The organism is Halorarum salinum, assembly GCF_013402875.1.
Lineage (GTDB): Archaea > Halobacteriota > Halobacteria > Halobacteriales > Haloferacaceae > Halorarum > Halorarum salinum.
The window spans coordinates 367,419-393,819 of sequence record NZ_CP058579.1 but is presented as its reverse complement, the minus strand read 5'-3'; the positions used below and the strand labels follow the sequence as shown (position 1 = coordinate 393,819).

Sequence of the window (26,401 nt, the reverse complement as noted above, 5' to 3'; positions counted from 1 at the left end):
GTTCAGAGGTACGCCGCGTCCCACCGCACCGGCTTCCGACGGTTCCCGCAGTCGGGACACGACACCGTCCCCATCGAGTCCATCAGGATCGAGACGCTCCCGCAGTTGCCACAGCGGTACCCCTCGCGGGTCGTCCGGTCGGCCTCCGCGTACGTCGCGTAGAACGGCGCCTTGGAGGCGCGTTCGGCCTCGTCGTAGGCGACGTACAGCGTGCTCCCGTCGGCGGTCGTGAGCGGTTCGATCCGCTCCGCCTCGCCGTCCTCCTCGAGGAGCTTCGTGTACCGGCGCTCGCGGAACGACTCGTCGCCGATCTCGACGGTGCGTTCGTCCCCCTCGGTGAACCCCTCCTCCTCGTAGAACCCCGTCCCCGCCTCGTTCGCCACGAGCACCCGCCCCTCGATCCGGGTCGCCCCGCGGTCGTGCAGCTCCGACTCGACCCGCCGGAGGAGGTCGGTGCCGACGCCCCGCTCCCGGTAGTCGGGGTGGACGTGGAGCCAGTCGATCGCGCCGATCGGCTCCCGGCGGTCCACGACGTAGCTCTGGGCGAACCCGGCGACGCGGCCGGACCCCTCCGCGTCCTCGGCGACGACGAACACGACGTCCTCGTCGGCCAGTTCGTCGGCGAGGTCCCCGGCGTCGTACCACGCCTCCACGGCCTCCCCGATGGCCTCCGTCGGGACGGCGTGGCCGTACGACGCCTCCAGCGACGCGCGGGCGACGGTCCGGACGCCGTCCACGTCCTCGGGGGTTGCTTCACGCAGATTCATGTAGTTGGTTAGCACGGACTACGCCTAAAGCTATGCGGCGGTCGCCGGCGCTGCCGGGGACCGTGCGTCTTTGTGTCGGGGTCGAGAACGGCCCGTATGGCGGAGACGTTGTGTTTCGACATGTACGGGACGCTGTGTGACACGAGCAGCGTCCGGGAGACGCTCGCGGCGGAACTCGCCGTGTCCGACGCGCTGGTCGCCGAACTGGACGCGACCTGGCGCGCGAAGCAGCTCCAGTACGCCTACCAGGTCGCGTTGATGGACGACTACCGTCCGTTCTGGGACGTCACGCGGGACGCGCTCGGCTACGCGCTCGACCAGTGGGGCGTGGCGGCGGACGAACCGACCCGCGAGCGCGTGCTCGCCGCCTACGAGCGCCTCGACCCGTTCCCCGACGCAGTCGAGGCGCTGACTCGGCTGTCGGAGGCCGGACACACGGTGACGGCGCTCTCGAACGGGAACCCGGAGATGCTGGGGACGCTCGCCGGGAACGCCGGGCTGGCGCCCCACCTCGACGAGGTCATCAGCGCCGACGAGGTGGACTCGTTCAAGCCGGACCCCGCCGTGTACGAGAACGCCGCCGAACGCACGGGCCGGGACGTGGGCGAATGCCGACTCGTCTCGGGGAACGCCTGGGACGTCGCCGGCGCCGGGAACGCGGGAATGCGGACGGCATGGGTGAACCGGAGGAACGATCCGTTCGAGCGGGCCGGCCCCGAACCGTCGCTCACGGCGTCGTCGCTCGCCGACGTCGCGGGCGAACTCGCCTAGCCAGACTCGACGAATTCCCCGGGCTCGGCTCGACGAACTCGTCCAGTCCGACGAACCGACCGACCGCCGGGCGAAGCCGTCCGTCGGCACGGCCTCAGCCGATGAATTTAAACGTGGAACCCTGGACCGTTCCGGCGAATCGCGCGTCATCCGGGCGAGACCATCACGAACGTTCCTTATTTTTCACGCCGATCGCCGTACTAAAACGACGGCAGTGTGATAATGATTATCATGCAGAATCTTCAGAAGACATATTATCAGTATTATCACTAACTAAGGGAATATACACGGAACGTTCATTAACGAAGTTCCCACGGGTAGTTGCATGGCGCGCGATAGCGAATCACTAACCAGGCGCGACGTGCTGAAGACCTCGGGCGCGGCCGGCGCGGTCGGACTCGCGGGACTGGCCGGCTGTACCGGCGGCGGCGGCGGCGGGGACTCCGAGTACCCCGCGCTCGGGAACTACCCGGTCGAGGGGGACACGGTGACGTTCGGCTTCAACGTGCCGACCACCGGCCCGTACTCCTCCGAGGGCGAGGACGAACTCCGCGCGTACCAGCTGGCCGTCGAACACCTGAACAACGGCGGCGGCTGGGTCGACGACTTCGGGGACCTCTCGGGCGACGGCGTCCTCGACTACGAGGTCGACTACGTGGAGGGCGACACCGCGACCGACGCCGACACCGCCCGCGAGTCAGCCTCGCGGATGATCGAGCGCGACGACGTCATCATGTTCTCGGGCGGCTCCTCCAGCGCGACTGCCATCGCCATGCAGGGGCTCGCCCAGGAGGAGCGGGTGCTGTTCATGTGCTGTCTGACCCACTCGAACGACACCACCGGGAAGGACTGCCAGCGGTACGGCTTCCGGGAGATGTTCAACGCGTACATGACCGGACAGGCGCTCGCGCCGGTCGTCACCGAGGACTACGGCAGCGACCTCTCCTTCTACCAGCTGTACGCCGACTACAGCTGGGGACAGACCCAGCAGGAGTCGATGCGGATGTTCTTCGAGGAGGCCGGCTGGTCCGAGGTCGACAGCGTCGCCACCCCGCTCGGGGAGAGCGACTACCAGTCGTACCTCTCGGAGGCGGCGAGCTCCGGCGCGGACGCGCTGTTCCTCAACCACTACGGACTCGACGGGGCGAACTCCCTCTCGCAGGCCGTCGAGGCCGGCATCGACCAGGACATGGAGATCGTGATGCCGCTGTACAACCGGCCGATGGCGCAGGGCGCGTCCCAGGCCATCGAGGGCATCTACGGCACCATCGCGTGGGACTCCCAGATCGACAACGGTCCGTCGAACACGTTCACCGAGGCGTTCGGGGAGGCGTACAACGGGCGGGTCCCGTCCGGGCCGGCACAGATCGCATACGCCCAGACGCTCCAGTACGCCGCGGCCGCCGAGCGGGCGGGGACGTTCTACCCGCCGGAGGTCATCAGCCAGCTGGAGGGCTACGAGTACGACAACATCGGGATGGGCGCCGAGACGATGCGGGCGTGCGACCACCAGGCCCAGCGCGACATCCCGATCGTCCGCGGGCTCCCGGAGTCCGAACAGGGCGACGGTCAGTTCTTCGAAGTGGTGAACGTCACCTCCCGGGACGACGTCGGCTACGCGTGTGACGAGGGCCCGGCAGCCGACTGTGAACTCGGCGACGACGGCTCCGAATAACCCGACCGCGGTTCACTCGCCACATTGATATTCGTGTACGATACACCCACGATCATGATAGAAAATCTCACACACTGTGGGGGAGCGGCGGCGTGAGCCTGTTCGCCGACCTCCTCGGGGTGTTCCTCAACGGGCTGCAGGCCGGGGCGATCTACATCCTGGTCGCCATCGGCCTCTCCATCATCCTGGGCACCCTCAAGTTCGTCAACTTCGCGCACGGCGCGCTGTATCTCGTCGGCGCCTACGCCGGCCTCCTGATCGCGAACGAGGTGTCGCTCAGCAACGGCCTGCTCCAGCGGTACGGCTACGACACGGTCGGCCTCGGATGGGGGTTCCTCCCCGCGCTGGTCATCGTCCCGGCACTGGTGTTCGTCGTGGGGCTGGCGATGGAGCGGTATCTCGCCCGGCCGTTCTACGACCGGTCGGACCTCGACCAGATCCTCGTCACGTTCGGGCTCGCCATCATCGTCCAGGAGGCGGTCCGGGTGCTGTTCGGCGGCCAGAGCATCAACTTCAGGCGGCCCGGCTGGGCGTCGGGCCCCGTCGCGCTCCCCGTCGTCGGCAACTTTCCGAAGTGGCGGCTCTACGTCATCGCCATCACGGCGGTGCTCGTCCTCCTCGTCTTCCTGCTGGTCGAGTACACCGACTTCGGGCTGGTCGTCCGCGCCGGCACGCGGGACCCGGAGATGGTGCAACTGCTCGGCATCAAGCTGACCCGGCCGTACATCGTGATGTTCGCCATCGGCGCGGCGCTCGCGGGCGTCGCGGGCGTCGTCGGCGCGCCGCTGGAGAACGTCAACCCGAGCATCGGCATGGAGACGCTCGTCCCGGCGTTCCTCGTCGTCGTCATCGGCGGGGTCGGCTCCATCCGGGGGGCCGTCGTCGGCGGGGCGGCCGTCGGGATGGTGTACGCCATCCTGGTGGGCGCGCCGCTGGCGAGCATCCCCGTGATCGGCGGAGCCCTCTCCTGGTCGGCCTGGTCGCAGGTCGGAATCTACGCGCTCGCGGCGGTCGTGCTGCTGTTGCGCCCGGAGGGGCTGTTCGGCAGCGAGGAGGTGTCCTGACGTGAGCGACGAAGTCGGAACGTCGACGGAGGAGGAGACGTTCGTCGGCGCCGGCCTCTACGACCGCTGGCGGACGGTCCAGGGCAACGAGGCGACGGTGGCGGCCATCACGGTCGCGGCGGTCGCGGTCTTCCCGTGGCTGTTCGCGGACGCCCCCGTCCTCAGCGACGTCCTGCAGGGCTACCGCGGCCTGGCGTCGCTCATCCTCATCTGGGGCATCTTCGCCATCGGCTTCGACCTGCTGCTCGGCTACACCGGACTGCTGTCGTTCGGACACGCCGCCTTCTGGGGCGGCGCGGCCTACGCGGCGGGCATCTTCAGCGCGGAGGTCTCTGGCCTGCCGCTCTTGGTCGTGCTCGCGGGGACGACCTTCGCCGTCCTGCTGTCGTGGGTGCTCGGCTACCTCTCGCTGCGCCGGGGCGGCATCTACTTCGCCATCCTGACGCTGGCGTTCGCCCAGATGCTGTTCTACATGGCGGCCTCGCCGCTGGCGTCGCTCACGAACGGGGAGAACGGCTTCACGAGCGTGCACGTCGAACCGCTGTTCGGCGTGATCGACCTCGGGCTCCCGGTGTTCTGGCCGGTCTCGATCCTGCTCGGCGAGATGCTGTACGTGTTCGTCGCGGCGTTCTTCGTGCTCGCCGTGGTGGTCGCGTACCGCGTCCTCAACTCGCCGTACGGCATCGTGCTGAACGCCATCCGCGAGAACGAACAGCGCGCGGAGTTCGTCGGACTGAACGTCCGGCGCTACAAGCTGATGGCGTTCGTCATCTCGGGCGCGTTCGCCGGGGTCGCGGGCAGCCTGTTCACCATCCACGGCAACTACGTCCCGCTCGAGTCGCTGTACTGGACCGAGAGCGGCGAGATCGTCATCATCACGGTGCTGGGCGGCGCGGGCTCGCTGTTCGGCCCCATCCTCGGCGCGGGGCTGTACCTCTACGTCGAGAACGTCGTCAGCGGCTTCGGGACGATCGGGACGCTGTGGCACCTCATCCTCGGGGTCATCTTCGTCGGCGTCATCTGGCTGTTCCCGCGGGGGATCTGGGGAATCGTCGAGGACGTCCGCGAGGCCGTCCGCGATCGCATGGGGGGTGAGCGCTGATGACGCTGCTCGAACTCGACGGCCTCACGAAGGAGTTCGGCGGCCTCGTCGCCACCGACGACGTCACCTTCGACGTCGAGGAGGGCGAGCGCGTCTCCATCATCGGCCCGAACGGGGCCGGCAAGTCGACGCTCATCAACCTCGTCACCCGCCGGCTCGAACCCACCGCGGGCGATGTCCGGTTCAAGGGCGAGTCGATCCTCGGGAAGAAGCCACACGAGGTGGTCCAGCGCGGCATCAGCAAGTCGTTCCAGACCGCATCCATCTTCCCGGAGCTGACCGTCCGGGAGAACGCGGAGATCGCCGCGCTCGCGGCCGAACACGGCTCGTTCCGGTTCAACTTCCTGCGCCACCGGGACCGCTACCCGGCCGTCGCCGAACTGACCCGGGAGACGCTCGAATCGGTCGGCCTCCACGGCCAGCGGGACGTGCCGGCCGAGGACCTCCCGTACGGCGACAAGCGCAGGCTCGAACTCGGCATCGCGCTCGCGAGCGAACCCGACCTCCTCCTGATGGACGAGCCGACCGCGGGCATGTCCCCCGACGAGACGAGCGACACGGTCGAACTCATCGAGGAGGTCAAGGAGCAGCTCGGACTCACGTTCATCCTCGTGGAACACGACATGGAAGTCATCTTCAGCATCTCCGACCGCATCCTCGTGTTGAACCGTGGCGAGATCATCGCCGACGGGACGCCCGAGGAGGTACAGGGCGACGCGGCGGTCCAGGAGGCGTACCTCGGGGGGGTGGAGCTTTGAGCCCCCCGGCCGAGGCGGACGTCGCCAGCGCGGCCGCGACCGAGGCGGCCGATACCGACGAGCACCTGCTCACCCTCGAGGGGGTGGACGCCTACTACGACCAGAGCCACATCCTCCGGGACCTCTCGGTGCACGTCGAGGAGGGCGAGGTGTGCACGCTGCTCGGGCGCAACGGCGCCGGGAAGACGACGACGCTCCGCGCCATCGCGGGCGCGCGTCCCCCGGACGTCAGGAGCGGGCAGATCCGGTTCCGGGGCGAGGACATCACCGACGCGGCCACCGAGGACGTCTCCTCCATGGGCATCGCGCTGGTGCCCGAGGAGCGGCGCATCTTCCCGAACCTCTCGGTCGAGGAGAACCTCCACCTCGCGGACGTGGCGCGCAACCGGTCGAACACGGTCGGTCGGAGCGTCACGATGGGCGAGGGCGGGATGACCACCGCGGAGGTGTACGAGGAGTTCCCGCGCCTGGAGGAGCGTGCCGACCAGCGGGCCGGCACCCTCTCGGGCGGCGAACAGCAGATGCTCGCGATCGCCCGCACGCTGAAACAGCAGACCGACCTGCTGATGCTCGACGAGCCGTACGAGGGGCTCGCGCCCCAGATCATCGCCTCGGTCGAGAGCGCCATCCAGCGCATCGCCGACTCGGGCAAGACCATCCTGCTCGTCGAGCAGAACGCCGTCGCCGCGATGAACATCGCCGACCGGGCGTACGTGCTCGACCAGGGCGAACTGGTGTTCGCCGGCGGCGCCGAGGAGCTCCGGGGCGACGAGGAGATCCGCGAGCGGTACCTCGGCGTATGAGCGACGCTCCACCCGCGGACGTGGAGCCCGAGGCGCTGCTGGACCGGCTCGTCGACGCCGGCGTCGTCGACGAGGCGCCCGACGGCGAACTGACGGCGACCCGGCCGTTCGAGTCGGTCCACGCGGTGTACCGCGACACGTACCTGGAGGTCGACGACGAACGGTTCCGCGGGACGGTCGCGGAGGTGTTCGACGTCGACGAGGCGGAGGCGGCGACGCGCATCGAGGAGCTCGGCGTCACCCGGGCGGAACTGGCCGCCTACCTCGCGCTTGGGTCGTTCCTCGAGGAGTCGCCCCCGCCCGTCGAACTGGCGACGATGGCGGCCATCGTCGTCGAGGTGGCGCCGCCCTCGCCGGTCCCGGTCGGCCAGCGCGAACTCGCGGACGACGACTACGAGTCGTTCCTCGCGGACCACCCCGACGCCGTCCTGTTCGTCTGGCGTCGGGACTGTGCACCCTGCGACCGGATGAAGGGGGACCTCGACGCGCTGCTCGACCGGCTTCCGGCGAACGGCGCGGTCGCCGGCATCGACGGCGGATCGGCGGACGCGTTCCGCGAGGCGTTCGCGGTGGACGCGGCGCCGACGACGCTCGTGTTCCGCGACGGCGACCTCGCGGCCCGGGAGAGCGGCCGGCTACGGCCCGGCGAGTTCGCGGACCTGCTGGCGCGGGCCGACGGCCGGAGCTGAGTAGACCCGTCCCATCCGTCCGCGTTCCCCGTCGCGGTTCGACGGCCGGCCGCCGCCCTCGGTCACGCCCCGGTCGTCATCCCGGTCACCATCACCGGCCGGTCGGCGTTGAGGATGACCGTCTGGGTGACGCTGCCGAACAGCGCCTTGCCAGCCGGCGAGCGCTTGCGCCCGCCGACGACGATCACGTCGGCGTCGCCCTCCTCGGCGAGTTCGAGGATGGCCTCGGCCGGATCGCCGCTCGACTCGTCGATCTCGACCGCGACGCCGGCCGCCTCCAGCACGTCCTCGGCCGCGCGGACCGAGGCCACCTGCGTCGCCGACGCGCCGCTGGGGTTGTCCTGGAAGACGTGGAGCAGCGTCACGCGCTTCTCGCCGGGGTCGCCGGGGAGGTTCGTGACCGCCCGAGCCCCCGCCTCCGCCCGGTCCTCGTTCTCGTCGACGCCGAGTACGACGTGGTACATGTCCGCACGCTCTCCCCGGCGAGGATTAGTCCTTTCGCCGAACTGACCGTCCCGCCGGCGTCCGGACCGCGGTGGAACCCGGACGCATCACCCGTCGTCGGGGGCGTCGTCGATGTCCGCGGAGACGTACGCGACGAGCAGGAGCGGGACGCCGAGGAGGACCGCGACGGTGACGGCCCCGTAGGCGGCGAACCCGACCGTCGAGACCGGCAGCGCGATCAGGCCGAACAGCCTGGGCGCGGAGAGCCCCTCGACGAACACGGAGACGAGCACGCCGGCGGCCCCGCCGACGAAGACCAGCAGGGCGTACAGCACGAGGACAAGCCGCCGCCCTCCCGTTCGGCGCATCGATCCGACGTCGGGTTCGGTCACGGTCGGCGTTCGCCCGCCCCGCGAATATGGCTTGTGCTCTCGAACCCGCGTTCGACCGTTCGAGCCGGCCGATCGGGTCGAACGCGGCCGCGTCGGACGATCGTCTGACGCGCGTCTCACACAGACATTTGTGGTTCGGTATCGTGCCATGGGGTGTATGGTACGTGGTTCGAGTACGGGGTCGGCTCGACGGGACGGCCCCCCGAACCTGCTCGAGGTCACGGGTTCCATGAAAGGGGTAACTCATGAGTGCACTATCCAGGGTCGAGACGGCGGGAGCGAGTTCGCGGACGACCGAGACGGACGCTGAGGCGGAGCCGACGGCCGAACGGCCGTCCGGGCCGTCGGAGACGTCCGAGGAGGGGCCGACGGGGCTCTCCAGGGGTCGCGTCTTCGAGTTGCTGTCGGCGGAGCGCCGGTGTGAGATACTGGAGAAACTGGACGAGGAGGGAGGGAGCACGACCATCGGCGAGCTCGCGGAGCACATCGCCTCGAAGGAGAACGGGACCGATCCCGGCCACCTCTCCTCGGACCAGCGAAAGCGCGTGTACATCGGTCTGTACCAGTGTCACCTCCCGAAACTCGACGACGCGAACGTGATCGACTACGACCGGGACCGCGGGGACGTCGAACTCGGGCCGGGGGCGGCCCGGCTGTTCGCCTACCTGTCGCTCGACCCGGCCGAGGCTACACGGGACGAGCGGGGAGGGGAGTCCGAGGACGCCCCCCGGCCGGTCGGAACTGTCTACAGGTTCGTGGACCGGTACTGGCCGACGGCCTGGCGTGGGAGCCCGAACTGACGAGTCGAGGCCGCTCGACGCGCCCGGCCGGCAGGGGTACGTCGGTCGACGGCGCCGGCCGGAACGACGGGTCTTTGCCGCCGCCGCCCCCAGTCCCCGTCGTGAGCGACAAGGACCTGCTCGGCGTCATCCTCGGCGGCATCGCCCTCCTCATGTTCGCTACCGGCCTCGTCCTCGTCCTGGTGTAGCCACCCGGCGGCGACGGTCGCGACGGTCGGCTCGCCCCGTTACGGCGGCGTGACTGTTCGGCGGGACGCACCGCCCGAAAAACGACCGCCGCCGGACCCGCGCTTCCCGACCGTCCGTCAGTTCCCGTCGTCGCGTCCGCCGCCGGTCGCGGGGTCGTCGTCCCCCCGGCCGCCGTCGGCGACCGCGGTCTCGCGCCTGCGGTCGAACCAGTCCCACTCGGCCGTGTTGAGGTCGTTCTCCGAGAGCCGCCACGGGTCGCCGCTCTGCACACGGGGCCCCTCCATCCACGAGATGCCCAGGTTGTACACCCAGACGATCCCGCCGACGAACAGCATGAGCGCGCCGAGGGAGGCGATCTGGTGGAGCGTGGCGAACTGGGGCAGGTACGTCGCGTACCGGCGGGGCATGCCGCCGTATCCCAGCAGCACCATCGCGAAGAACGTCACGTTCGTGCCGGCCATGAACAGCCAGAAGTGGATCTTCGCGAGGCGGCGCTGGTACCAGCGCCCGGTGACGAGCGGGAACCAGTAGTAGATGCCGGCGAAGCCGGCGAAGGCGATGGCGCCCATCACGATGTAGTGGAAGTGACCGACGACGTAGTACGTGTCGTGGAGCACCAGGTCGACGGGCACCGACGCGAGGAACACCCCGGTGACGCCGCCGATGATGAAGTTGGAGACGAAGCCGATGCAGAACAGCATTGGCGCGGTGAGCCGGAGCTTCCCGTTCCACATCGTCGTCATCCAGTTGAACGTCTTCACCGCGCTCGGGATGGCGATGGCGAGCGAGACGGCCATGAAGCTCGCGCGGAGGCGCGGGTCGATGCCCGTGGCGAACATGTGGTGGGCCCAGACGCCGAACGAGAGCACGCCGATCGCCAGCGTCGAGTAGACGACGAACTTGAACCCGAACAGCTTCCGCCCGGCGAACCGCGGCAGGACGTAGCTCACGATCCCCATCGGCGGCAACACGAGGATGTACACCTCGGGGTGGCCGAAGAACCAGAACAGGTGCTGCCAGAGGATCGGATCGCCCCCGCCGACGGTGAAGAACGTCGTGCCGAAGTTCCGGTCGAGCAGCAGCATGACCAGGGCGCTCCCGAGCAGCGGGAACGCGAACAGGATGAGCCCCGACTGGGTGAGGATGGTCCACGAGAAGATGTCGAGGTTCGCCCAGGTGACCCGCTCGTCGCGCTCGGTGAAGATGGTCGTGATGAAGTTGATGGCGCCCATCGTCGCCGAGACCCCGGTGAGGTGGAGTCCGAGCATCATCAGGTCGACGCCGACGTTCGCCTGGTTCCCGTTGCCGACGCCGGCGGAGATGGGCGGGTACATCGTCCAGCCCGTCTGGGCGGGGATGACGTCCGGGAGCGGGAAGAACCCGGCCCAGATGAGCAGCGCGCCCGGCGGCAGCAGCCAGAACGCGATGGCGTTGATGCGCGGGAACGCCATGTCGTCCGCGTCGATGAGCAGCGGGATGAGGTAGTTCGCGAACGCGGCGATGATGGGCGTCCCGAACAGGAACAGCATCGTGATGCCGTGGCTCGTCATCAGCGAGTTGTAGAACGTCGCCGAGCCCAGCACCTCCGTCTCGGGCGTGGTGAGTTCCGCGCGCATGAGCATCACCATCAGCCCGCCGACGAGGAACGCGATGGTCCCGTAGAGCCCGTAGAGGAGCCCGATGTCCTTGTGGTCGACCGTCGTGAGCCACCGGATGAACCCGGCGGGCTTCTCGCGGTGGACGTAGCCCGAGTCGCCGACGGCCCCGCCGGCACCCAGCGGGGTGTACGACCGCCAGTCCTCCACCCGCGCGAGGAAGACGGCCACGCCCACGAGGAACGCCCCCATGAGCACCGTCAACAGGAGTTGGCCGGTTAACTGCATGGGAGGAACTCGAATTCGGAGGCACAAGAAAGATTCGAGTCGGGCGCGACGGCCGGACGGCGACGGGCGTCGGGGCCCGCGGGCCCCTCGGGGAACCGGAGCTACCGCCCGGCGTTACTGCTCGGGGGCCGTCTCGCCCTCGGTGACGGTCGACTCGGCCTCCCCGGTCGTCTCGGCCCCGGCGGCGCTCGACCCGTCCTCGGCCGACCCCTCGACGGCGTGCTTCTCCTCGGCACCCCGGACGGCCGCCTGGCCCTGGTGGTACACCGACGAGCGCTGCTCGTCGCCCGCGATCGCCTTCCCGGAGACGTACGTCAGGACGAGGAGGCCGATGAACGGGACCGCGTGCAGGCCGATCATGAGGAGGTTGCCGAAGAGACCGTCGTCGGCCCACGGGTTGAAGATGAGGTACCCGACGCCGAAGATCAGGATCATGCCCAGCGGGATGACGTTGACCGTCAGGTCCAGCAGGGTCTCCCTGTCGAAGATGGTTGCCATAGGTGTGCTTTGCACAGCGCGGCCAAAATACCTTGTCGGTTCGCTCCAGCCGAGGCCGAACCGCCTGCCGTTCGCGCGCCGGGGCGGGGGACCGCGCCGATCGAGGTGTACGGACCGTTCAGGCGGCGATTTCGGACTCGTAGTCGAACAGTTCGCCCGCGACGCCCGCCAGCAGCATGAGCAGTCCGGCGCCGACGGTGGCGTACCCGCGCGGGGCGAGCGCGACCTCGGTCGCCGGGTCGGCGTACACCAGCGCGGCGCCGAGCGCCATCGCGAACAGCGCGACGACGGCGAGCGCGCGCCACGCCGTCGAGGCGTAGCCGGACTCGGTGACCATTCCGGCGATGGAGCCGCCGAACAGGAGGACCCCGCCGACCGCGAGCGGGATGATCCCGAACAGCAGCCCCAGTTCCGCGATGGGCAGTCCGAGCGCGACGAACAGCGGCCACGGGCTGGCCATCCGGTACTGGTCGCTGAGGCCCGGGTTCTCGTCCATGCCCGGAGTTACGCCCGGTCGCATCAAAGGCTGTCGGTGTCGTACGGCGGGCACGTTCGACGTGCCCGGGGCGCACGTCCCCCGTCGACGCGCCCCGAACCGGGCGGCGCTCGTCCGCCACGCGATGCCCATCCGCCACGCCGCCGTTCACGGCACGTTGACGCCGTGCCGGGAGAGGTAGTTGGAGACGGCCTTGATCTCCACGGGGCTGCCGATGATCCGGCACATCGCGTCGCCCTCTCGGAACACCGTGACGGTGAAATCCGCCTCCACGTCCGCCCGGACGGGGTCGAGCGCGTCACAGGGGAGGACGATCTGCGTGCTGTCGCGGAGACGGGAGGGATCCGGCATCTCGTCTTGTCTCCACGGTTACGAGCGTGCCGTATAACCGTGTCGAAACGCGCATCCGCCCGTTCGGGGCCGTCTATCCGCCGAAAATGGCGGATACTCCCTCGGAAAAACGTATTGTACGAGTGACGTATCGTGCCGGCGGGTCCGCGCGGGTCCGGTTTCGCCGGGCGAACGGGGATCGCTCGCCGGTACGGACGGTCCGCCCCGACCGAACCGAAGGAAAGCGTTTAGGCGCACGCACGGCCGAGTCGGAGGTGATGGGACTGGAGGAGGAGATCGAGGACCTCCGCGAGGAGATCGCCGAGACGCCGTACAACAAGGCGACCGAGGAGCACGTCGGTCGCCTGAAGGCGAAGCTCGCGGAGAAGAAGGAGAAGCTGGAGAACCAGTCCTCCTCCGGCGGCGGCCAGGGCTACGCGGTCGAGAAGACCGGCGACGCGACGGTCGCGCTCGTCGGCTTCCCCTCCGTCGGCAAGTCCACGCTCATCAACGCCATCACGAACGCCGACAGCGAGACGGGCGCCTACGAGTTCACGACCCTCGACGTGAACCCGGGGATGCTCCAGTACCGCGGCGCCAACGTCCAGATCCTCGACGTGCCGGGGCTCATCGAGGGCGCCGCGGGCGGGCGCGGCGGCGGGAAGGAGGTGCTCTCGGTCGTCCGCACCGCCGACCTGGTGGTCTTCCTCCTCTCGGTGTTCGAGATCGACCAGTACGAGCGCCTGCGCGAGGAACTGTACCTGAACAAGATCCGCCTGGACGCGGAGCCGCCGAACATCTCCGTCCGGAAGACGCACAAGGACGGCATCCGCGTGACGATGGGCGACTCGGTCTCGCTCGACGAGGGGACCGTGAAGAGCGTCCTCCGGGAGCACGGCTTCGTCAACGCCGCCGTGACCATCCCGCACGACCTCACCATCGACGAGCTCATCGACGGCGTGATGGACAACCGGGTGTACCTCCCCTCGATGGTCGCGGTGAACAAGGCCGACCTCATCGACGAGGAGTACCTCCCGACGGTCGAGGCGGAGCTCCGCGAGCACGGCCTCGACCCCGAGGAGGTGACGTTCATCTCCGCCGAGGAGGAACTCGGGCTCGACGGCCTGAAGGACCGCATCTGGGACACCCTGGGGCTCATCCGGATCTACATGGACAAGCCCGGCCGCGGCGTCGACTACGAGGAGCCGCTCGTCCTGCGCGAGGGCGACACGGTCGCGGACGCCTGCGAGAAACTGGGCGGCGAGTTCGAGGACCGATTCCGCTTCGCCCGCGTCTCCGGCCCGAGCGCGAAGCACGACGACCAGCAGGTCGGCACGGGCCACGAACTCGCCGACGAGGACGTGCTCCGGCTGGTCACGCGGAAGTGACCCGTTCGGCCCGCGGGGCGACGCTCCCCCGCAAGGCCGTCCCCCGCGCGACGCCGACCCGGGTGGTCGCCGCCGTCCTGTTCGTCGGCCTCCTCCCGTGGTCGGTCCAGTCGTTCACCGGCGGCGGATTCGTCCTCCGTTTCCTCTGGGGCGCCGTCGGGTTCGATCCGCGCCTCTCCGTCTCGCTGCTCTCCGACTACCCGCTGTTCGCCGGGCCGCCGCTGTTGCTCCAGTGGGCCTCGGCCGTGCTGTTCTGGACGCTCGCGCTGCTGTCGGCGGGGATCGGCTTCCTCGACGCCGAGGACCCGCGCGTCACCGCGGGCCTGCTCGCGCTCGCGGGCGTCACGAACCTCCTTGTCGCGCTGGAGTTCGGGGTCCAGCCCGAGCGGACTGCGTACCCGGTGGGGACCCTGGCGGCGTGGGCGGTCGCGGGCTGGCGGTACCGGGCGGCGCGGTCCTGACCCGGGCGGCGCGATTCGACTCGACGGCGAACTTCGACCCGCGGTCCTCTCTCACTCGACGGCCACCGAGAACGCTGCCGTGTGGGTGAGCAGCGCCCCGGTCCCGGCGGCGAACGCGGCCACCGCCTCGGGACGGTGTTCGGGTTCGAGCCACGCCCTGCCCTCCCTCCCGGTTCCCTCCCAGTCGGCCAGCGCGTCCTCGACGGCGGCCCGGACGCCGTGACCGATCTCGGGGAACCGGAGGGCGACCGGGTCCGCGTCGACCCCGTCGTCCTCCACGGGCGTCATCGACAGCACGGTCCACACCGTGGTACTGAAGAAGGCGGCGTCGGTCTGCTCGGCCTCGCTGCCGAGGTAGGTCCGCCCCTCGCGCTCGAAGTGGCCCCCGAAGAACTCCTCCCTGACCCACTCGCCGCGTTCCGTCTCGGGGTAGGCGCCCGGCCAGTTCCCCTCGATCGCGTCCACGGCGAGTTCCCGTCTGTCGGCCGGGAGCGAGGACACCTCCGTGACCGTCCCGTCGGTCGGGACGGACTCGACGGGGTCGGCCGAGAGCCGAAGTTCGTATCGCGGGCCGCCCTCGGCGCGGACCTCGAAGGTCCCGTCGAGCTCGCCCCCCGGCGTGCGGAGGTCGACGGTCCGGAACTCCGCCACGAGCGGGTCGGGCGCGTACACGGGGACCGACTCGTGTCCCCGCACGGACCCGCCCGTCCGGGCCGCCTCGCGGAGCCAGTCGCGGAGCCCCGCCGGGAAGACGGCGAGCGGTGCGTCGGGGACGGCCTCGTGCGGTCGCAACACGAGCTCCGCGGGGGGATCGTCGGTCGACGTCGGGTCGGTCGTGGGGTCGGTCGGCGAGTCGCTCGGCCGAACTGTGCCGGAGTCGCCCGTGCCGGTCGGGGTCTCCCCGCCCCCGCCGCCACAGCCGGCCAGCCCCGGCGCGCCGGCGACGGCGAGCGCGCGGAGGGCGTCGCGTCGCGAGCGTCCCATGGCCGGGGCTGCTCGTCCGGACGGTAAGTGCTTTGAGGGGAACGGGCCGGTCCGAACGCCCGGAGAGCCCGTCCGAACGTTCTATGCGCTCGGTTCCGTACTCGCCCCCGTATGACCGACGACTACCGGATCGGCGTGATCGTCCCGAGTTCGAACGTGACGATGGAGACGGAGATCCCGGCGATGCTGGACGAGCGGCCGGAGCTCTACGGCGAGTCGTTCACGTTCCACTCCAGTCGGATGCGGATGCAGAGCGTCACGGAGGAGGAGCTCGAACGCATGGACGAGCAGTCGGAGGACTGCGCGACGCTGCTGTCGGACGCCCGCTGTGACGTCATCGCCTACGCCTGCCTCATCGGAATCATGGCCCAGGGACCGGGTTACCACGAGGAGAGCGAGGCCAAACTCCGCGAGCGGACGGTCGAGAACGACGGCGACGCGCCGGTCGTGACCAGCGCCGGCGCGCTCGTCCGGGCGCTCGACAGGCTGGAGGCCGACCGCGTCGCGCTGATCGCGCCGTACGTGGAGGAGCTCACGCGGACGGTGATCGACTACTTCGAGAGCGGCGGCGTCGAGGTCGTCGACTACGAGACGCTCGAGTGTCCGGACAACCTGGAGGTCGCCGAACTCGACCAGCGGAACCTCGTCGACGTCGCGGACGGGCTGAACACGGACGACGCCGACGCGCTGGTGCTCTCCTCGTGCGTCCAGATGCCGTCGCTGGCGGCCGTCCAGGCCGCCGAGGACCGGTTCGGCCTCCCAGTGTTCTCGGCGGCGACCGCGACGACCTACGAGATCCTCGACGAACTGGGCCTGAGCACGCAGGTCCCCGGCGCGGGCCGCCTGCTCGACGGCGGCCTGAACGAGGGGTCCGAGCGGACGGTGCCGACGGCGGCGGACGACTGAACGCCGGCGGACCAACTGGGGCGGCGGAGGGTCGCGCGACGGCGCGGTGGCCGGCCGGCGGCGTGACCTGGCCGACCGGCGGCGACCGACCCGGCGACGGACGATCCGTCCCGGCGGCCCCCGCCAAACCGTTCGACGTCGGTACCCTTTTCGACGGCGCGGCCCACCCATCGAACATGGCATTCACGCTCGACCACGTCATGATGCGCGTCGAGGACCTCGACGAGGCGATGGAGTTCTACACCGGTCACTTCGGCTACGAGGAGAAGAGCCGGTGGGACGCGGACACGTTCACGAACGTCCACCTCGGGCCCGCCGACGCGGGCGAGGACTCCGCGACGCTCGAACTCACGTACAACCACGACGACCGCACGTACGACATGGGCGACGCGTGGGGCCACATCGCCGTCCGCGTCGACGACGTGTACGACGCCTACGAGGAGCTGATGGACGCGGGCGTCGAGGACTACCGCGACCCCGACTCCTGCGGCGGCCGCTACGCGTTCGTGAAGGACCCCGACGGCCACGAGATCGAGATCGTCCAGCGCGACCACGGCGCCCGCTGGTCGCTCGACCACACGATGATGCGCGTCGAGGACGCCGCCGAGGCGCTCGGCTACTGGCTGCGCACGTTCGAGTACGAGCACGCCGGTCGCTGGGAGGCCGACACGTTCGCCAACTACTTCATGAAGCCCGAGGACGCCGGCGAGGAGGCGATGTCGGTCGAACTCACGTACAACTACGACGGGCGGAGCTACGAGATGGGCGACGCCTGGGGTCACCTCGCGGTCCGCGTCGACGACCTGGAGGAGGACTGGGAGGCGGTGCTCGAGCGCGAGTCGGAGGACTACCGCGATCCCGAGTCGTGCGACTTCCGGTACGCGTTCACGAAGGACCAGGACGGGCACGAGATCGAACTGGTCTGATTCCGCTATCCACTTTTGGCGGGTGGTGTTTCGGTGGGCGCGTGGGGAACCGTGGCGATGACCGTGAAAGCTCCCGCCGCTGTCTGCTTCGTGGCTGGTTCGGTCATCGCAGCACAGTTCCCGAAAGCCCCCACCGCTGTCGGCTCCTGTATTGATTCGTGCGCCGTGGCCTCGTTCTCGATAGCCCCCGCGGGGCTCGGGTCGGTGCGGCCGCCGCGCCCCTCGCGCTCCCTTCGGTCGCGCTGTGGTGCTTGGCGGTCCGCGCCGTTCACGAGAGCTTTGCTCTCGCGAGCTCACGAGACGCTCTGCGCCTCGTGAACGTCCCCGCCCCCGCGGGGGCTTTCGGGAACTCCCCCACGACGACCGGACTAACCTCGAAACGGAGGGTCCTCACGACGACTCGAACCGCGAAGCATCGCCACCCGACTCAGAACGAAACCACCGGCCGCGAGACGATCCACAGCGAGAGTACGGTGTAGCCGACCATCAGCGCCAGCAGCGGGGCGTGCCCGCGACGCGCTCCCGCTCCGCCGCCGTACCGCCGGACCGCGACCCCGTGGGCCGCGACCACCGCCACGACGTGGCCGACCACCACGAGGAGCACCTGCGACGCCCAGAACCCCTCGATGGGAAGCCAGCCCAGCGGCTCGATCGGCCCGACCGGGACGCCCCCGGCCCGGAACGAGAGCGTCGCCAGCCGGCCGAGGTTCCCGAGGACGTAGGGGTAGTTGTGCGCGACCTCGTAGGCCGCCGCGATGGGGAGGACCGTCGGAGAGAACGCGAGCGTCGCGCCGCGCCACGACGTCGCCCCCGACCGGCTCCCCGCCCCGTGTCGCGGTTCCGTGCCCCGACCGAGTCGGTCCGCGAGCGCCGCGACGCACGCGAACGCGACGAGGAACCCGAGCAGGCCCGCGACGTACAGGAGCACGCTCGCGACCGGGCCGACGCCCAGCGCGCGCCGGGTGCCGAACAGGAGCGACTGGAACTCCGGCGTGTTCGTGAACCCGTCGAAGCTCACGGTGTACACCGCGGCAACGACGAACGCCGCGAGCGAGGCGTCGGCGACGGGGGTCGTACAGCCGGTCCACGGGAACCGGAGCGACACGCGCGGGCCGTTCGAGTGTCGCCCGCCATCGTCCCGGTCGCGCTCGCGCCGCCGGCTCTCGCACTGTCGACCCTCGCGCTCGTCGAGGACGGCGACGCGGCCGAACGACCGATAGAGGACGGCGAGGACGTCCGCCCGGCGGAACCACTCGCGTCCGAAGCAGACCCCGCCGACGAGCATCGCGGCGGCGTAGCCCGCCACGACGCCGGCCGTCGACCGGGGGGACTGCGGCGTCACGGTCAGCGTCGCCACCACGCCGACGCCCGCGACGAACCCGAGCGTGGCCGGCCAGTGGGCCAGCCTGTCGGGGTACTCGCCCAGTATCGCGATCGGCCCGCCCTCCAGGCGGCACAGCAGCTCGTAGGCTGTCAGCCACGGCGAGAGGGTCGGCCAGACGGAGCCGACGAGGACCGCGAGCGTCGCCAGCCCGCGGAGCCACACCGGCCAGACGAACGTCGTGGCGGCGTTCTCGGCGGCGACCTGCGGGCCGAGGATGCCGTCGAGGACGGCGGCGACGACCGCGACGGCGAACGCTCCCCTCGCAGCGGTCCGCAGGGCCCCGGTCGGCCTCGTCGGGAGCCGGACCCCCGGCCTCCGGTCGAGCGTCGGGACGCTTCCGGACCCCTCGAGCAGCGCCGCGGTCGCCAGCACCGTGACTGCCGCGCCGGCGAGCAGCAGCGGGAACGGGAGCGGCGCGTCGAACCGCGAGGCGCTCACGTCGTGTGCGGCGGCCCGGCCGACGAACGCGGCGAGCGCGACGGCCCCGGCGACGAGGGCGGCGACCGCGCTCGCGGCCGGCCGCGCGCTCGACCGTGCGTCCGCCTCCATCGACCGGAGGTTCGGCGTGGAGGCGAAAAGCCCCGCGGTTCGGCTCCCGAGGGGCGCCCGCTCGCTCCCGGGCGGCGGGTGGTTCGACTCTCGAACGCCCGCCCGCTGTGGGACGGCTTATACGGTTCGCCCCGAAGGGTGGAGCATGCGCCCGCGAACGGCCGTCGCGCTGCTCGTCGTCCTCGGAGCGCTCCTCGCGGCCGTCGGCGCCGTCGCCCTCGGGGACGACGCGACGCTGTCCGAGCGGTGGGTGAGCGACACGGCGACCGACATCAGGGCCAACCACCACGCGGTCGCCGCCGCCCGGGTCGACGGCGAGGGAACGGTGTACGCGCCGGTCAGCGGGGCCGGCGGAACGGAACAGTGCCGGCTCGTCGCGCTTCACGCGGGCAACGGGTCCGAGCGGTGGGACCACGGGGTTCCACCGGCGAACTGTACGCTCCACGCGGTCGCCGACCCCGCGGTCGCCGACGCCGACGGGGACGGGCGGGCGGAGGTGTTCGCCGCCTCGACGACCGAGGACCTGCTGGGACTCGACGCGCACACCGGCGAGGTCGAGTTCCGGGAGCGGCTCTCGGCGTACGGCTACACGAAGCCGGTCGTGGCCGACCTGACCGGCGACGGCCGCGCCGAGATCGCTGTCGTCGACGTCCGCGGGACGGTCCACGTGTACGCCCCGGACGGGTCGCTCCTTTTGGAACGCACGGTGGGCGGCGTCGTGAACGGCGAGCCGCGGGCGGGCGACTTCACCGGCGACGGCGGGACGGATCTCGCGGTCGGCACCACCGACGGGCGGGTCGTCCTCCTCGACGGCGAGGGGAGGACCGTCTGGAACCGGAGCGGCCTCGACGAACCGGTCGGCTGGACGACGAGCGCGGACGTGGACGACGACGGCTCCCCGGAGGTCGTCGTCGCGACGACGAAGGGGACCGTCGGGGTGCTCGACGGCGCGACCGGCGAGACGCGGTGGCGCCGCGACCTGGGGACGCTCGCCGCGGTCCACGCGGTCGGCGACGGGGACGACGACGGCCGAGCCGAGGTGTACGCGGTCGCGGCCGACGGCCGGCTCCGGTCGCTCGACGGCGAAACGGGGGAGGGGGAGTGGACGACGGCGCTCACGACCGAGGAGACGCGGATGACGCCCCCGCCCGTGCTGGGCGACCTCGACGGCGACGGCGACCCCGACCTCGTCGCGACGACGAACGACGGCACGGTCACGATCGTCGACCCCGCGACCGGGGACGTGCGGGCGACCTACGCCCGCGAGGAGCGCATCTACACCCATCCGACGGTCGCGGACACGGACGGCGACGGATCGGACGAGGTGTACGTGATGTACGGGAACGGCCGCGTGGTCGCGCTGGAACTGGACGGCTCGGCTCGCTCGCCGTTCTGACCCGGTTCCACCGCCAGGACCGATCGCCGTCGGGAGCCACACGCCCCGGTATCAGAGCTGTGCATCGGATCAGTAGAGATAAATCAGGCGGTTGTCGAGTTCCCCTCCATGTCCCGTTCCCGCCGGGTCCCGTACGTCGACGACGACGTCCAGTCGCTCGAACTCGTCGTCGCCCGGTTCGAGCGTCGGGTCCCCGACGTGACGATGGGGACGGCGTCGTCCCCGGAGGAGGTTCTCGGGGACCCCCGCCGTCTCGCGAACGTCGAGTGCCCCCTCACGGACTACGAGATGCCCGGCACGAACGGGATCGAACTGCTGGAGACCGTCCGCGAGGAGCACCCGTCGCTTCCGGTCATCCTCTACACCGCACGCGGGAGCGAGTCGGTCGCGAGCGAGGCCATCTCGGCCGACGTCACCGACTACATCCGCAAGGGGGGCGGCGAGGACCACTGGGACCTGCTCGCGAACCGCGTGCGAACGGCGGTCGACCACTACCGGGCGACCGAGAAGGTCGACGAGGTGACCCGCAGACGGCGGCGGATTCTGGGCCGCATCACCGACCGCTTCATCGCGGTCGACTCCGAGTGGCGCATCACCGAGGCGAACCGGCAGGCGGTCTCGGGGTTCCCCGGGTCGCGCGAGGACCACCTCGGCGACGACTTCCTCGAACTGATCCGGGGCGAGGGGAGCGACGACGGGAACCCGTTCGTCCCGGCCTACCGGGAGGCGATGGAGACGCAGGAGCCAAAGACGGTCGTCGGGCAGTCCGAGGCCGACCCGGACAGGCTCCACCAACTGCTCGAGAACCTCCTCCGGAACGCCGTCGAACACGCTGGGCCCGCGGTCCGGGTCGGGGTCGGCACGCTCGCGGACGGGCGGGGGTTCTACGTCGCCGACGACGGCCCCGGGATCGCGGAGGGCGACGTGGAATCGGCTACGGGCTGAGCATCGTCCGGGAGGTCGCGGAGGCGCACGGCTGGACGGTGTCCGCGACCGGGTCGGCATTGGGAGGCGCCCGGTTCGAGGTGGACGGCGTCGTCACGTTCTGACCGAGCCCTCGGGCCCTCACCCGTCGAACCGGCCGTCTAGCCGCCGGTTGCGCGAACGGAGCCGTTCGACCTCGACCCCGTTCCGTCGCCTCCGACCCCGTCCCCCCGACTGGGGAAACGAATTCCGTATACGAATTGTATGAAAACCGTGGACAAGTTATTTGGTGCCGTTCGCCATGTCACTAGCCATGACGGCCGGACCGCCGATCCACGAGTTGCACTTCGAGGACGCGCCGAACGTCGAGGACGTGCCCGGACCGAACTCCCGGGCGTTGCTCGCGAAACAGCGCGACGTGGACAGCAGCGCGGTCGCCTATCCCGAGGACGTCCCGGTCGCGTTCGAGGAAGGGATGGGGGCGACCGTTCGCGACGTCGACGGAAACACGTACGTCGACCTGTTCGCGGGCATCGGCGTGCTCAACGTCGGCCACGCGAACCCGTACGTCCTGGAGGCGGTCCACGAGCAGGCGGACGAACTCGTCCACACCGTCGACTTCCCGACCGAAGCACGACTCGAACTGATCGGGAAACTGGACGAGATCGCGCCGGCCGGGTTGCGGGGGGAGAACCGGGTCGTCTTCGGCGGCCCGACCGGGAGCGACGCGATCGAGGCGTCGATCAAACTGGCGAAGTACAACACGGGCGGCGACGGTCTCGTCGCCTTCCGCGGCGCCTACCACGGCGCGACGTCGGGCGCGATGAGCCTCACGTCGAACCGCGGGTTCAAGGAGCGGTACACGCCGCTGCTCGGCGACGTCGTCCACGCGCCGTACCCGTACCCGCTCCGGCAGGGGAAGAGCCCCGAGGAGGCCGTGGACCGGGCGCTCGAGGAGGTGCAGGCGATCGTCGAGGACCCGTACGGCGGCCTCGCGAACCCGGCCGGCATCTTCGTCGAGCCGATCCAGGGCGAGGGCGGCGTCGTCACGCCCCCGGAGGGGTTCCTCCGGGGGCTCCGCGACGTCGCCGACGACAACGACGTGCCGCTCGTGTTCGACGAGATCCAGAGCGGCCTGGGCCGGACCGGCGAGTGGTGGGCCTGCGACTGGGCCGGCGTCACGCCCGACGTCATGACCTCGGCGAAGGCGCTCGGCGGCGTCGGCTTCCCGCTGTCGGCGACGATCTACCACGAGGACCTCGACACGTGGGGATCGGGCGACCACGCCGGAACCTACCGCGGCCACGTCGTCGGCATGCGGGCCGGCACCCGCGCCATCGAGTACGTCCAGGACCACGACCTGCTGGCGCACGCCCGCGATCTCGGTTCGTACATCCGCGACCGGCTCCGCGAGGCCGGGGAGGGCACCGACCGACTCGCGGAGGTGCGCGGCCGCGGCCTGTTCGTCGGCGCCGAGTTCGTCGACGGCGACGGCGATCCGGACGGCGACGCCGTCGACGAGATACAGCAGTACTGCTTCGAGCACGGCGTCCTCGTGTGGACGGCAGGTCGCCACGGGAGCGTCCTCAGGCTCCTCCCGCCGCTCGTGCTGACCGAGGACCTCGCGGAGACGGCGATGGACGTGGTCGCGGACGCCATCGAACACGCCACGGCGACGGGGGCGACGGCGCGATGACCGACCCCGACGCGGATGCGGGGTCCGACCCGGGGGCGGGGTCCGACGACGCGGCGACGGTTCCCGTCGTCACCGACGGCGCGCCCCGGAACGACAACCCCTACTCGCAGGGGGTCCGCGCCGGCGACACGCTGTACGTCTCCGGCTACGGGCCGGTCGACCCGGCGACGGACGAACGGGTCCCGGGGAACGTCCGCGCACAGACCGGGCGCGTCCTCGACAACGTCGCCGCGGTCGTCGAGGCGGCCGGCGGCGACGGCCTCGACGACGTGGTGAAGGTCACCGTCTACCTCACGGACCTGGACGAGTACGGTGCGGTCAACGAGGCGTACGGCGCCCGGTTCGGCGACGACCCGCCGGCCCGGGTCTGCGTCGAGGTGTCGCGGCTCCCGGACGACGTGTCCGTCGAGATGGACGCCGTCGCCTACCTCGGCTGACGGCGGGCCGGTCGGGACGCCGGACTCCGGCGGGACGCCGACGCCGGGCGGGGCCTCCCGACGGGGGTGTCCACCGTTCGCGAGCGCGGCGTACACGATTACCGATCATCATTAAGTGGCCACGCGGCCTACCGCGTCGCATGCTGTCACACGACGTGCGCAACCGGCTGTCCGAACTCCGCCGGGAGTTCCACCGGCACCCGGAACCGGGGTGGTGTGAGTTCCGGACGACGAGCCGCGTCGTCGCCGAACTGGAGCGGATCGGCGTGGACGAGATCGCCGTCGGGCGGGACGCGCTCTCGTCGGAGCACCGGATGGCGGTCCCCGACGACGCCGAACTCGCGAAGTGGCGCGACCGGGCCCGCGCGGCCGGCGTGCGGGAGGACTTCCTCGAACGGATCGGCTCGGGTCACACCGGCGTCGTCGCCACGGTGGAGGGGGGCGACGGGCCGACCGTCGGCCTCCGCGTCGACCTCGACGCGATCTCGCTCCACGAGTCGGACGAACCGGGTCACCGTCCGGCCGACGAGGGGTTCCGCTCCGAGCACGACGGCTACATGCACGCCTGCGGCCACGACGCCCACCTCGCCATCGCGCTCGGCGCGGTCGAGGCGGTGAAGGCGAGCGGGTTCGACGGGACCTTTCGCGTGTTCTTCCAGCCGGCCGAGGAGATCTCGGGCGGGGGGAAGCCGATGGCCGAGGGCGGCTACGTCGACGACCTCGACTACCTGCTCGGGTTCCACGTCGGTCTCGACAACCCGACCGGAACCGTCGTCGCGGGCGTGGAGAAACCGCTCGCGATGGCACACGTCACCGCCTCGTTCGAGGGGGCGAGCGCCCACGCGGGGAAGGCGCCCAACGAGGGGGCGAACGCCATGCAGGCGATGGCGACCGCCGTCCAGAACGCGTACGCGATCCCGCGCCACGCGGACGGGATGACCCGGGTCAACGTCGGCAGGGTCGAGGGCGGCACCGCGAGCAACGTCGTCGCCGAGGAGATCACCATCCACGGCGAGGTCCGCGGCGAGACGACGGCGCTGATGGAGTACGCGCGGACCGAACTCGAACGGATCCTCTACGCAGCGGCGGAGATGCACGACTGCGACGTGCGACCCCGCGTCATCAGCGAGTCCCCCAGCGTCGACAGCGACCCCCGACTCCGCGACCTCGTCGCCGAGGTCGCGGGCGGCGTCGCGGGCGTCGAGGAGGTCGTCCCGACCGCCGACTTCGGCGCGAGCGAGGACGCGACGTTCCTGATGGAACGCGTCCAGGAGAGCGGCGGGTTCGCCTCCTACGTCGTCGTCGGGACGGACCACCCGACGAACCACCACACGCCGACGTTCGACGTGGACGAGCGCAGCCTCCCCATCGGCGTCGACGTCCTCGCGGACGTCGTCGCCGAAATCGGGCGACGGCAGCCGTAGCGGGCACGGCGGCGGAGCGGTTACGGCGGCGACACGAGCGTCGACGCCGACTCGAGGGACCACACATTTGTAGGAGGGTCCCGAACCCCGGCGCGTCCGTGGCCCGATAACGTGCCACGCATGGGAGTTTCATGTGACTGGACGGTGGCTCGGGGCGGTCGATCGGTTCCGAAACGTGGGCTACGTCGCGGTAGCGGTCGGTGCGGGCGTCCTCGTCCCGGGATTCGGCTCCCGCCTGGAGCCGCTCGTCACGCCGCTGGTGATCCTTCTCGTCTACGGCTCGCTCCGCGGCTGGCGGTTCGACGAGGTCGAGTTCGCGTCCTACGGCTCCCTCGTCGCCCTGTCTCTCGGCATCTCCTACGTCCTGTTACCCCTCGGGGGAATGCGCGTCGCGAACGCGCTGCTCGCCGACGGGGCCGTCCTCGGGTTCGCCGTCGCGCTCTCGGTTCCGACCACCGTCGGGAGCGCGATCATCTGGACCCGGTTCTCGGGCGGAGACGTCCAGCTCGCGACGACGATCTCGATCGTCTCGCTGCTGCTCGCGCCGGTCGCGACGCCGGTCGTTCTCACGCGGCTGGTCGACGTCCGGGCGGCCGTGCCGACGACCGCCATCCTCGTCGACCTCCTCACGATCATCGTCGGCGGGGCGCTCCTCGCCGCGGTCGTCCCCGCGAGGGCGGTCCCCGCGCGGGCCGTCGACGGCGGGTCGACGCTCGCCATCCTGCTGCTCATCTACACGAGCGTCGCGGGCGTCGAGTCCGCCGCGATCGACGGCCGGGTCCTCGCGGCGATCGTCGTCGTCTCCGTCCTCCTCCTCCTGCTGGGACTGGTCGCCACGACGGTCTGTGGCGCCGGACTGCGTCTCGACCGGGCGCGGGTGCTCCCGCTGTTCTTCGCGAGCAGTCTGAAGAACCTGGGGATCGCCCTCCTCGTCGCGCTTCCGTTCGCCGAGCCCCTCGTCGTCGTCGCGATCATCACCTACTACGTCGTGCAACAGCTAGCCGGGGCGGCGATCGCCGACGCCGTCACGTGACTCCTCCCCGACCTGAGGACCGCTGTATCGCTGGTCGGGTAGCTGGCTTCATCGAAACTCCCGCTCATCGAACACTTGTCCGCATGAAGGAGCCGCGAACTGCACGTACCAACTGATCGTCGACCAGCTACTCGTAGTGTCACGGCTTCGCCCTGACCGAACAACCTCGTCGAAAACGTGTAATTTTGACACGGCTCAGCGGGAATCAGGTGCAAAACGGGTACGGGTATCG

General features: G+C 70.5%; 26 protein-coding genes and 2 pseudogenes. 19 read left to right on the top strand and 9 right to left on the bottom strand.

Annotated features, from left to right (window positions below):
• Window positions 1-2 precede the first annotated feature (2 nt).
• Entirely contained in the window at window positions 3-767 is a 765-nt protein-coding gene (locus tag HUG12_RS01815) for a GNAT family N-acetyltransferase (protein ID WP_179267132.1), read from the bottom strand.
• Between the two features lie 96 nt (window positions 768-863).
• Here HUG12_RS01815 and HUG12_RS01810 point away from each other — a divergent pair, with 96 nt between their 5' ends.
• The 7 genes from HUG12_RS01810 to HUG12_RS01780 all read left to right on the top strand — a co-directional run bounded on the left by HUG12_RS01810 (window position 864) and on the right by HUG12_RS01780 (window position 7,629).
• A complete protein-coding gene (locus HUG12_RS01810) occupies window positions 864-1,538 on the top strand; it encodes a haloacid dehalogenase type II (RefSeq protein ID WP_179267131.1) in 675 nt (224 codons plus the stop codon).
• Window positions 1,539-1,863: 325 nt separating this feature from the next.
• Window positions 1,864-3,213: a substrate-binding protein gene (locus HUG12_RS01805; RefSeq protein ID WP_179267130.1), complete on the top strand. Its 1,350-nt coding sequence runs from the start codon at window positions 1,864-1,866 to the stop codon at window positions 3,211-3,213.
• A gap of 92 nt (window positions 3,214-3,305) precedes the next feature.
• Entirely contained in the window at window positions 3,306-4,277 is a 972-nt protein-coding gene (locus HUG12_RS01800) for a branched-chain amino acid ABC transporter permease (protein WP_179267129.1), read from the top strand.
• A gap of 1 nt (window position 4,278) precedes the next feature.
• Window positions 4,279-5,379: a branched-chain amino acid ABC transporter permease gene (locus tag HUG12_RS01795; RefSeq protein WP_179267128.1), complete on the top strand. Its 1,101-nt coding sequence runs from the start codon at window positions 4,279-4,281 to the stop codon at window positions 5,377-5,379.
• Window positions 5,379-6,137 carry an ABC transporter ATP-binding protein gene (locus HUG12_RS01790; RefSeq protein ID WP_179267127.1) on the top strand — a complete coding sequence of 253 codons (759 nt, stop codon included), beginning with the start codon at window positions 5,379-5,381 and terminating at the stop codon, window positions 6,135-6,137. The genes HUG12_RS01795 and HUG12_RS01790 overlap by 1 nt, the downstream gene beginning before the upstream one ends.
• A 65-nt stretch (window positions 6,138-6,202) precedes the next feature.
• Window positions 6,203-6,940: an ABC transporter ATP-binding protein gene (locus HUG12_RS01785; protein WP_179270537.1), complete on the top strand. Its 738-nt coding sequence runs from the start codon at window positions 6,203-6,205 to the stop codon at window positions 6,938-6,940.
• Window positions 6,937-7,629 carry a thioredoxin family protein gene (locus HUG12_RS01780; RefSeq protein WP_179267126.1) on the top strand — a complete coding sequence of 231 codons (693 nt, stop codon included), beginning with the start codon at window positions 6,937-6,939 and terminating at the stop codon, window positions 7,627-7,629. Before HUG12_RS01785 ends, HUG12_RS01780 begins: the two co-directional genes overlap by 4 nt.
• A gap of 62 nt (window positions 7,630-7,691) precedes the next feature.
• Here the strand turns inward: HUG12_RS01780 and HUG12_RS01775 are convergent, their stop codons facing one another.
• Window positions 7,692-8,093 carry a universal stress protein gene (locus HUG12_RS01775; RefSeq protein WP_179267125.1) on the bottom strand — a complete coding sequence of 134 codons (402 nt, stop codon included), beginning with the start codon at window positions 8,091-8,093 and terminating at the stop codon, window positions 7,692-7,694.
• A gap of 87 nt (window positions 8,094-8,180) precedes the next feature.
• Window positions 8,181-8,465 (bottom strand): DUF7520 family protein, encoded by a 285-nt coding sequence (locus tag HUG12_RS01770; protein WP_394354270.1) that lies wholly within the window; start codon window positions 8,463-8,465, stop codon window positions 8,181-8,183.
• Between the two features lie 245 nt (window positions 8,466-8,710).
• On the opposite strand from HUG12_RS01770, the gene HUG12_RS01765 reads away from it, so the two are divergent.
• Window positions 8,711-9,265, top strand: a complete 555-nt coding sequence (locus tag HUG12_RS01765) for a DUF7344 domain-containing protein (protein WP_179267124.1) — start codon at window positions 8,711-8,713, stop codon at window positions 9,263-9,265.
• A gap of 305 nt (window positions 9,266-9,570) precedes the next feature.
• On the opposite strand, the gene HUG12_RS01760 is transcribed toward HUG12_RS01765, so the two are convergent.
• The 4 genes from HUG12_RS01760 to HUG12_RS01745 form a co-directional block, all read right to left on the bottom strand.
• Complete coding sequence (locus tag HUG12_RS01760; protein ID WP_179270535.1) at window positions 9,571-11,301, bottom strand: cbb3-type cytochrome c oxidase subunit I; 1,731 nt, start codon at window positions 11,299-11,301, stop codon at window positions 9,571-9,573.
• A 150-nt stretch (window positions 11,302-11,451) separates the two neighbouring features.
• Window positions 11,452-11,835 (bottom strand): DUF6684 family protein, encoded by a 384-nt coding sequence (locus HUG12_RS01755; protein WP_179267123.1) that lies wholly within the window; start codon window positions 11,833-11,835, stop codon window positions 11,452-11,454.
• 118 nt (window positions 11,836-11,953) lie between these two features.
• Window positions 11,954-12,331 carry a DUF7541 family protein gene (locus HUG12_RS01750; protein WP_179267122.1) on the bottom strand — a complete coding sequence of 126 codons (378 nt, stop codon included), beginning with the start codon at window positions 12,329-12,331 and terminating at the stop codon, window positions 11,954-11,956.
• A 147-nt stretch (window positions 12,332-12,478) separates the two neighbouring features.
• On the bottom strand, window positions 12,479-12,682 hold the full coding sequence (locus tag HUG12_RS01745) for a VNG_1110C family protein (protein WP_179267121.1): 204 nt from the start codon (window positions 12,680-12,682) through the stop codon (window positions 12,479-12,481).
• Between the two features lie 257 nt (window positions 12,683-12,939).
• Between HUG12_RS01745 and HUG12_RS01740 the strand changes: the two genes are divergently transcribed.
• Window positions 12,940-14,049 carry an OBG GTPase family GTP-binding protein gene (locus HUG12_RS01740; RefSeq protein ID WP_179267120.1) on the top strand — a complete coding sequence of 370 codons (1,110 nt, stop codon included), beginning with the start codon at window positions 12,940-12,942 and terminating at the stop codon, window positions 14,047-14,049.
• Complete coding sequence (locus HUG12_RS01735) at window positions 14,046-14,510, top strand: TIGR04206 family protein (protein WP_179267119.1); 465 nt, start codon at window positions 14,046-14,048, stop codon at window positions 14,508-14,510. Before HUG12_RS01740 ends, HUG12_RS01735 begins: the two co-directional genes overlap by 4 nt.
• A gap of 51 nt (window positions 14,511-14,561) precedes the next feature.
• On the opposite strand, the gene HUG12_RS01730 is transcribed toward HUG12_RS01735, so the two are convergent.
• A complete protein-coding gene (locus tag HUG12_RS01730) occupies window positions 14,562-15,494 on the bottom strand; it encodes a hypothetical protein (protein ID WP_179267118.1) in 933 nt (310 codons plus the stop codon).
• Window positions 15,495-15,605: 111 nt separating this feature from the next.
• Between HUG12_RS01730 and HUG12_RS01725 the strand changes: the two genes are divergently transcribed.
• Together HUG12_RS01725 and HUG12_RS01720 are read left to right on the top strand one after the other, a co-directional pair.
• Window positions 15,606-16,400, top strand: a complete 795-nt coding sequence (locus tag HUG12_RS01725) for a maleate cis-trans isomerase family protein (RefSeq protein ID WP_246308122.1) — start codon at window positions 15,606-15,608, stop codon at window positions 16,398-16,400.
• 176 nt (window positions 16,401-16,576) lie between these two features.
• Window positions 16,577-17,326 carry a VOC family protein gene (locus HUG12_RS01720; RefSeq protein ID WP_179267117.1) on the top strand — a complete coding sequence of 250 codons (750 nt, stop codon included), beginning with the start codon at window positions 16,577-16,579 and terminating at the stop codon, window positions 17,324-17,326.
• A gap of 427 nt (window positions 17,327-17,753) precedes the next feature.
• Here HUG12_RS01720 and HUG12_RS01715 read toward each other — a convergent pair whose 3' ends face one another.
• Window positions 17,754-19,259, bottom strand: coding sequence for a hypothetical protein (locus tag HUG12_RS01715; protein WP_179267116.1), 1,506 nt, complete (start codon window positions 19,257-19,259; stop codon window positions 17,754-17,756).
• Window positions 19,260-19,404: 145 nt separating this feature from the next.
• Here HUG12_RS01715 and HUG12_RS01710 point away from each other — a divergent pair, with 145 nt between their 5' ends.
• The 7 genes and pseudogenes from HUG12_RS01710 to HUG12_RS01685 all read left to right on the top strand — a co-directional run bounded on the left by HUG12_RS01710 (window position 19,405) and on the right by HUG12_RS01685 (window position 26,169).
• Window positions 19,405-20,655 (top strand): FG-GAP-like repeat-containing protein, encoded by a 1,251-nt coding sequence (locus HUG12_RS01710; RefSeq protein ID WP_179267115.1) that lies wholly within the window; start codon window positions 19,405-19,407, stop codon window positions 20,653-20,655.
• A gap of 108 nt (window positions 20,656-20,763) precedes the next feature.
• Window positions 20,764-21,033, top strand: a pseudogene (locus HUG12_RS22165) (response regulator); the annotation flags it as partial.
• A 390-nt stretch (window positions 21,034-21,423) separates the two neighbouring features.
• Window positions 21,424-21,704: pseudogene (locus HUG12_RS22160) on the top strand (sensor histidine kinase); the annotation flags it as partial.
• A 188-nt stretch (window positions 21,705-21,892) separates the two neighbouring features.
• Window positions 21,893-23,275 (top strand): aspartate aminotransferase family protein, encoded by a 1,383-nt coding sequence (locus tag HUG12_RS01700; protein WP_179267114.1) that lies wholly within the window; start codon window positions 21,893-21,895, stop codon window positions 23,273-23,275.
• On the top strand, window positions 23,272-23,712 hold the full coding sequence (locus HUG12_RS01695) for a Rid family detoxifying hydrolase (RefSeq protein ID WP_179267113.1): 441 nt from the start codon (window positions 23,272-23,274) through the stop codon (window positions 23,710-23,712). The genes HUG12_RS01700 and HUG12_RS01695 overlap by 4 nt, the downstream gene beginning before the upstream one ends.
• A 143-nt stretch (window positions 23,713-23,855) precedes the next feature.
• Window positions 23,856-25,136 (top strand): amidohydrolase, encoded by a 1,281-nt coding sequence (locus HUG12_RS01690; RefSeq protein WP_179270533.1) that lies wholly within the window; start codon window positions 23,856-23,858, stop codon window positions 25,134-25,136.
• A 133-nt stretch (window positions 25,137-25,269) separates the two neighbouring features.
• Window positions 25,270-26,169: a bile acid:sodium symporter gene (locus HUG12_RS01685; RefSeq protein ID WP_179267112.1), complete on the top strand. Its 900-nt coding sequence runs from the start codon at window positions 25,270-25,272 to the stop codon at window positions 26,167-26,169.
• Window positions 26,170-26,401 lie beyond the last annotated feature (232 nt).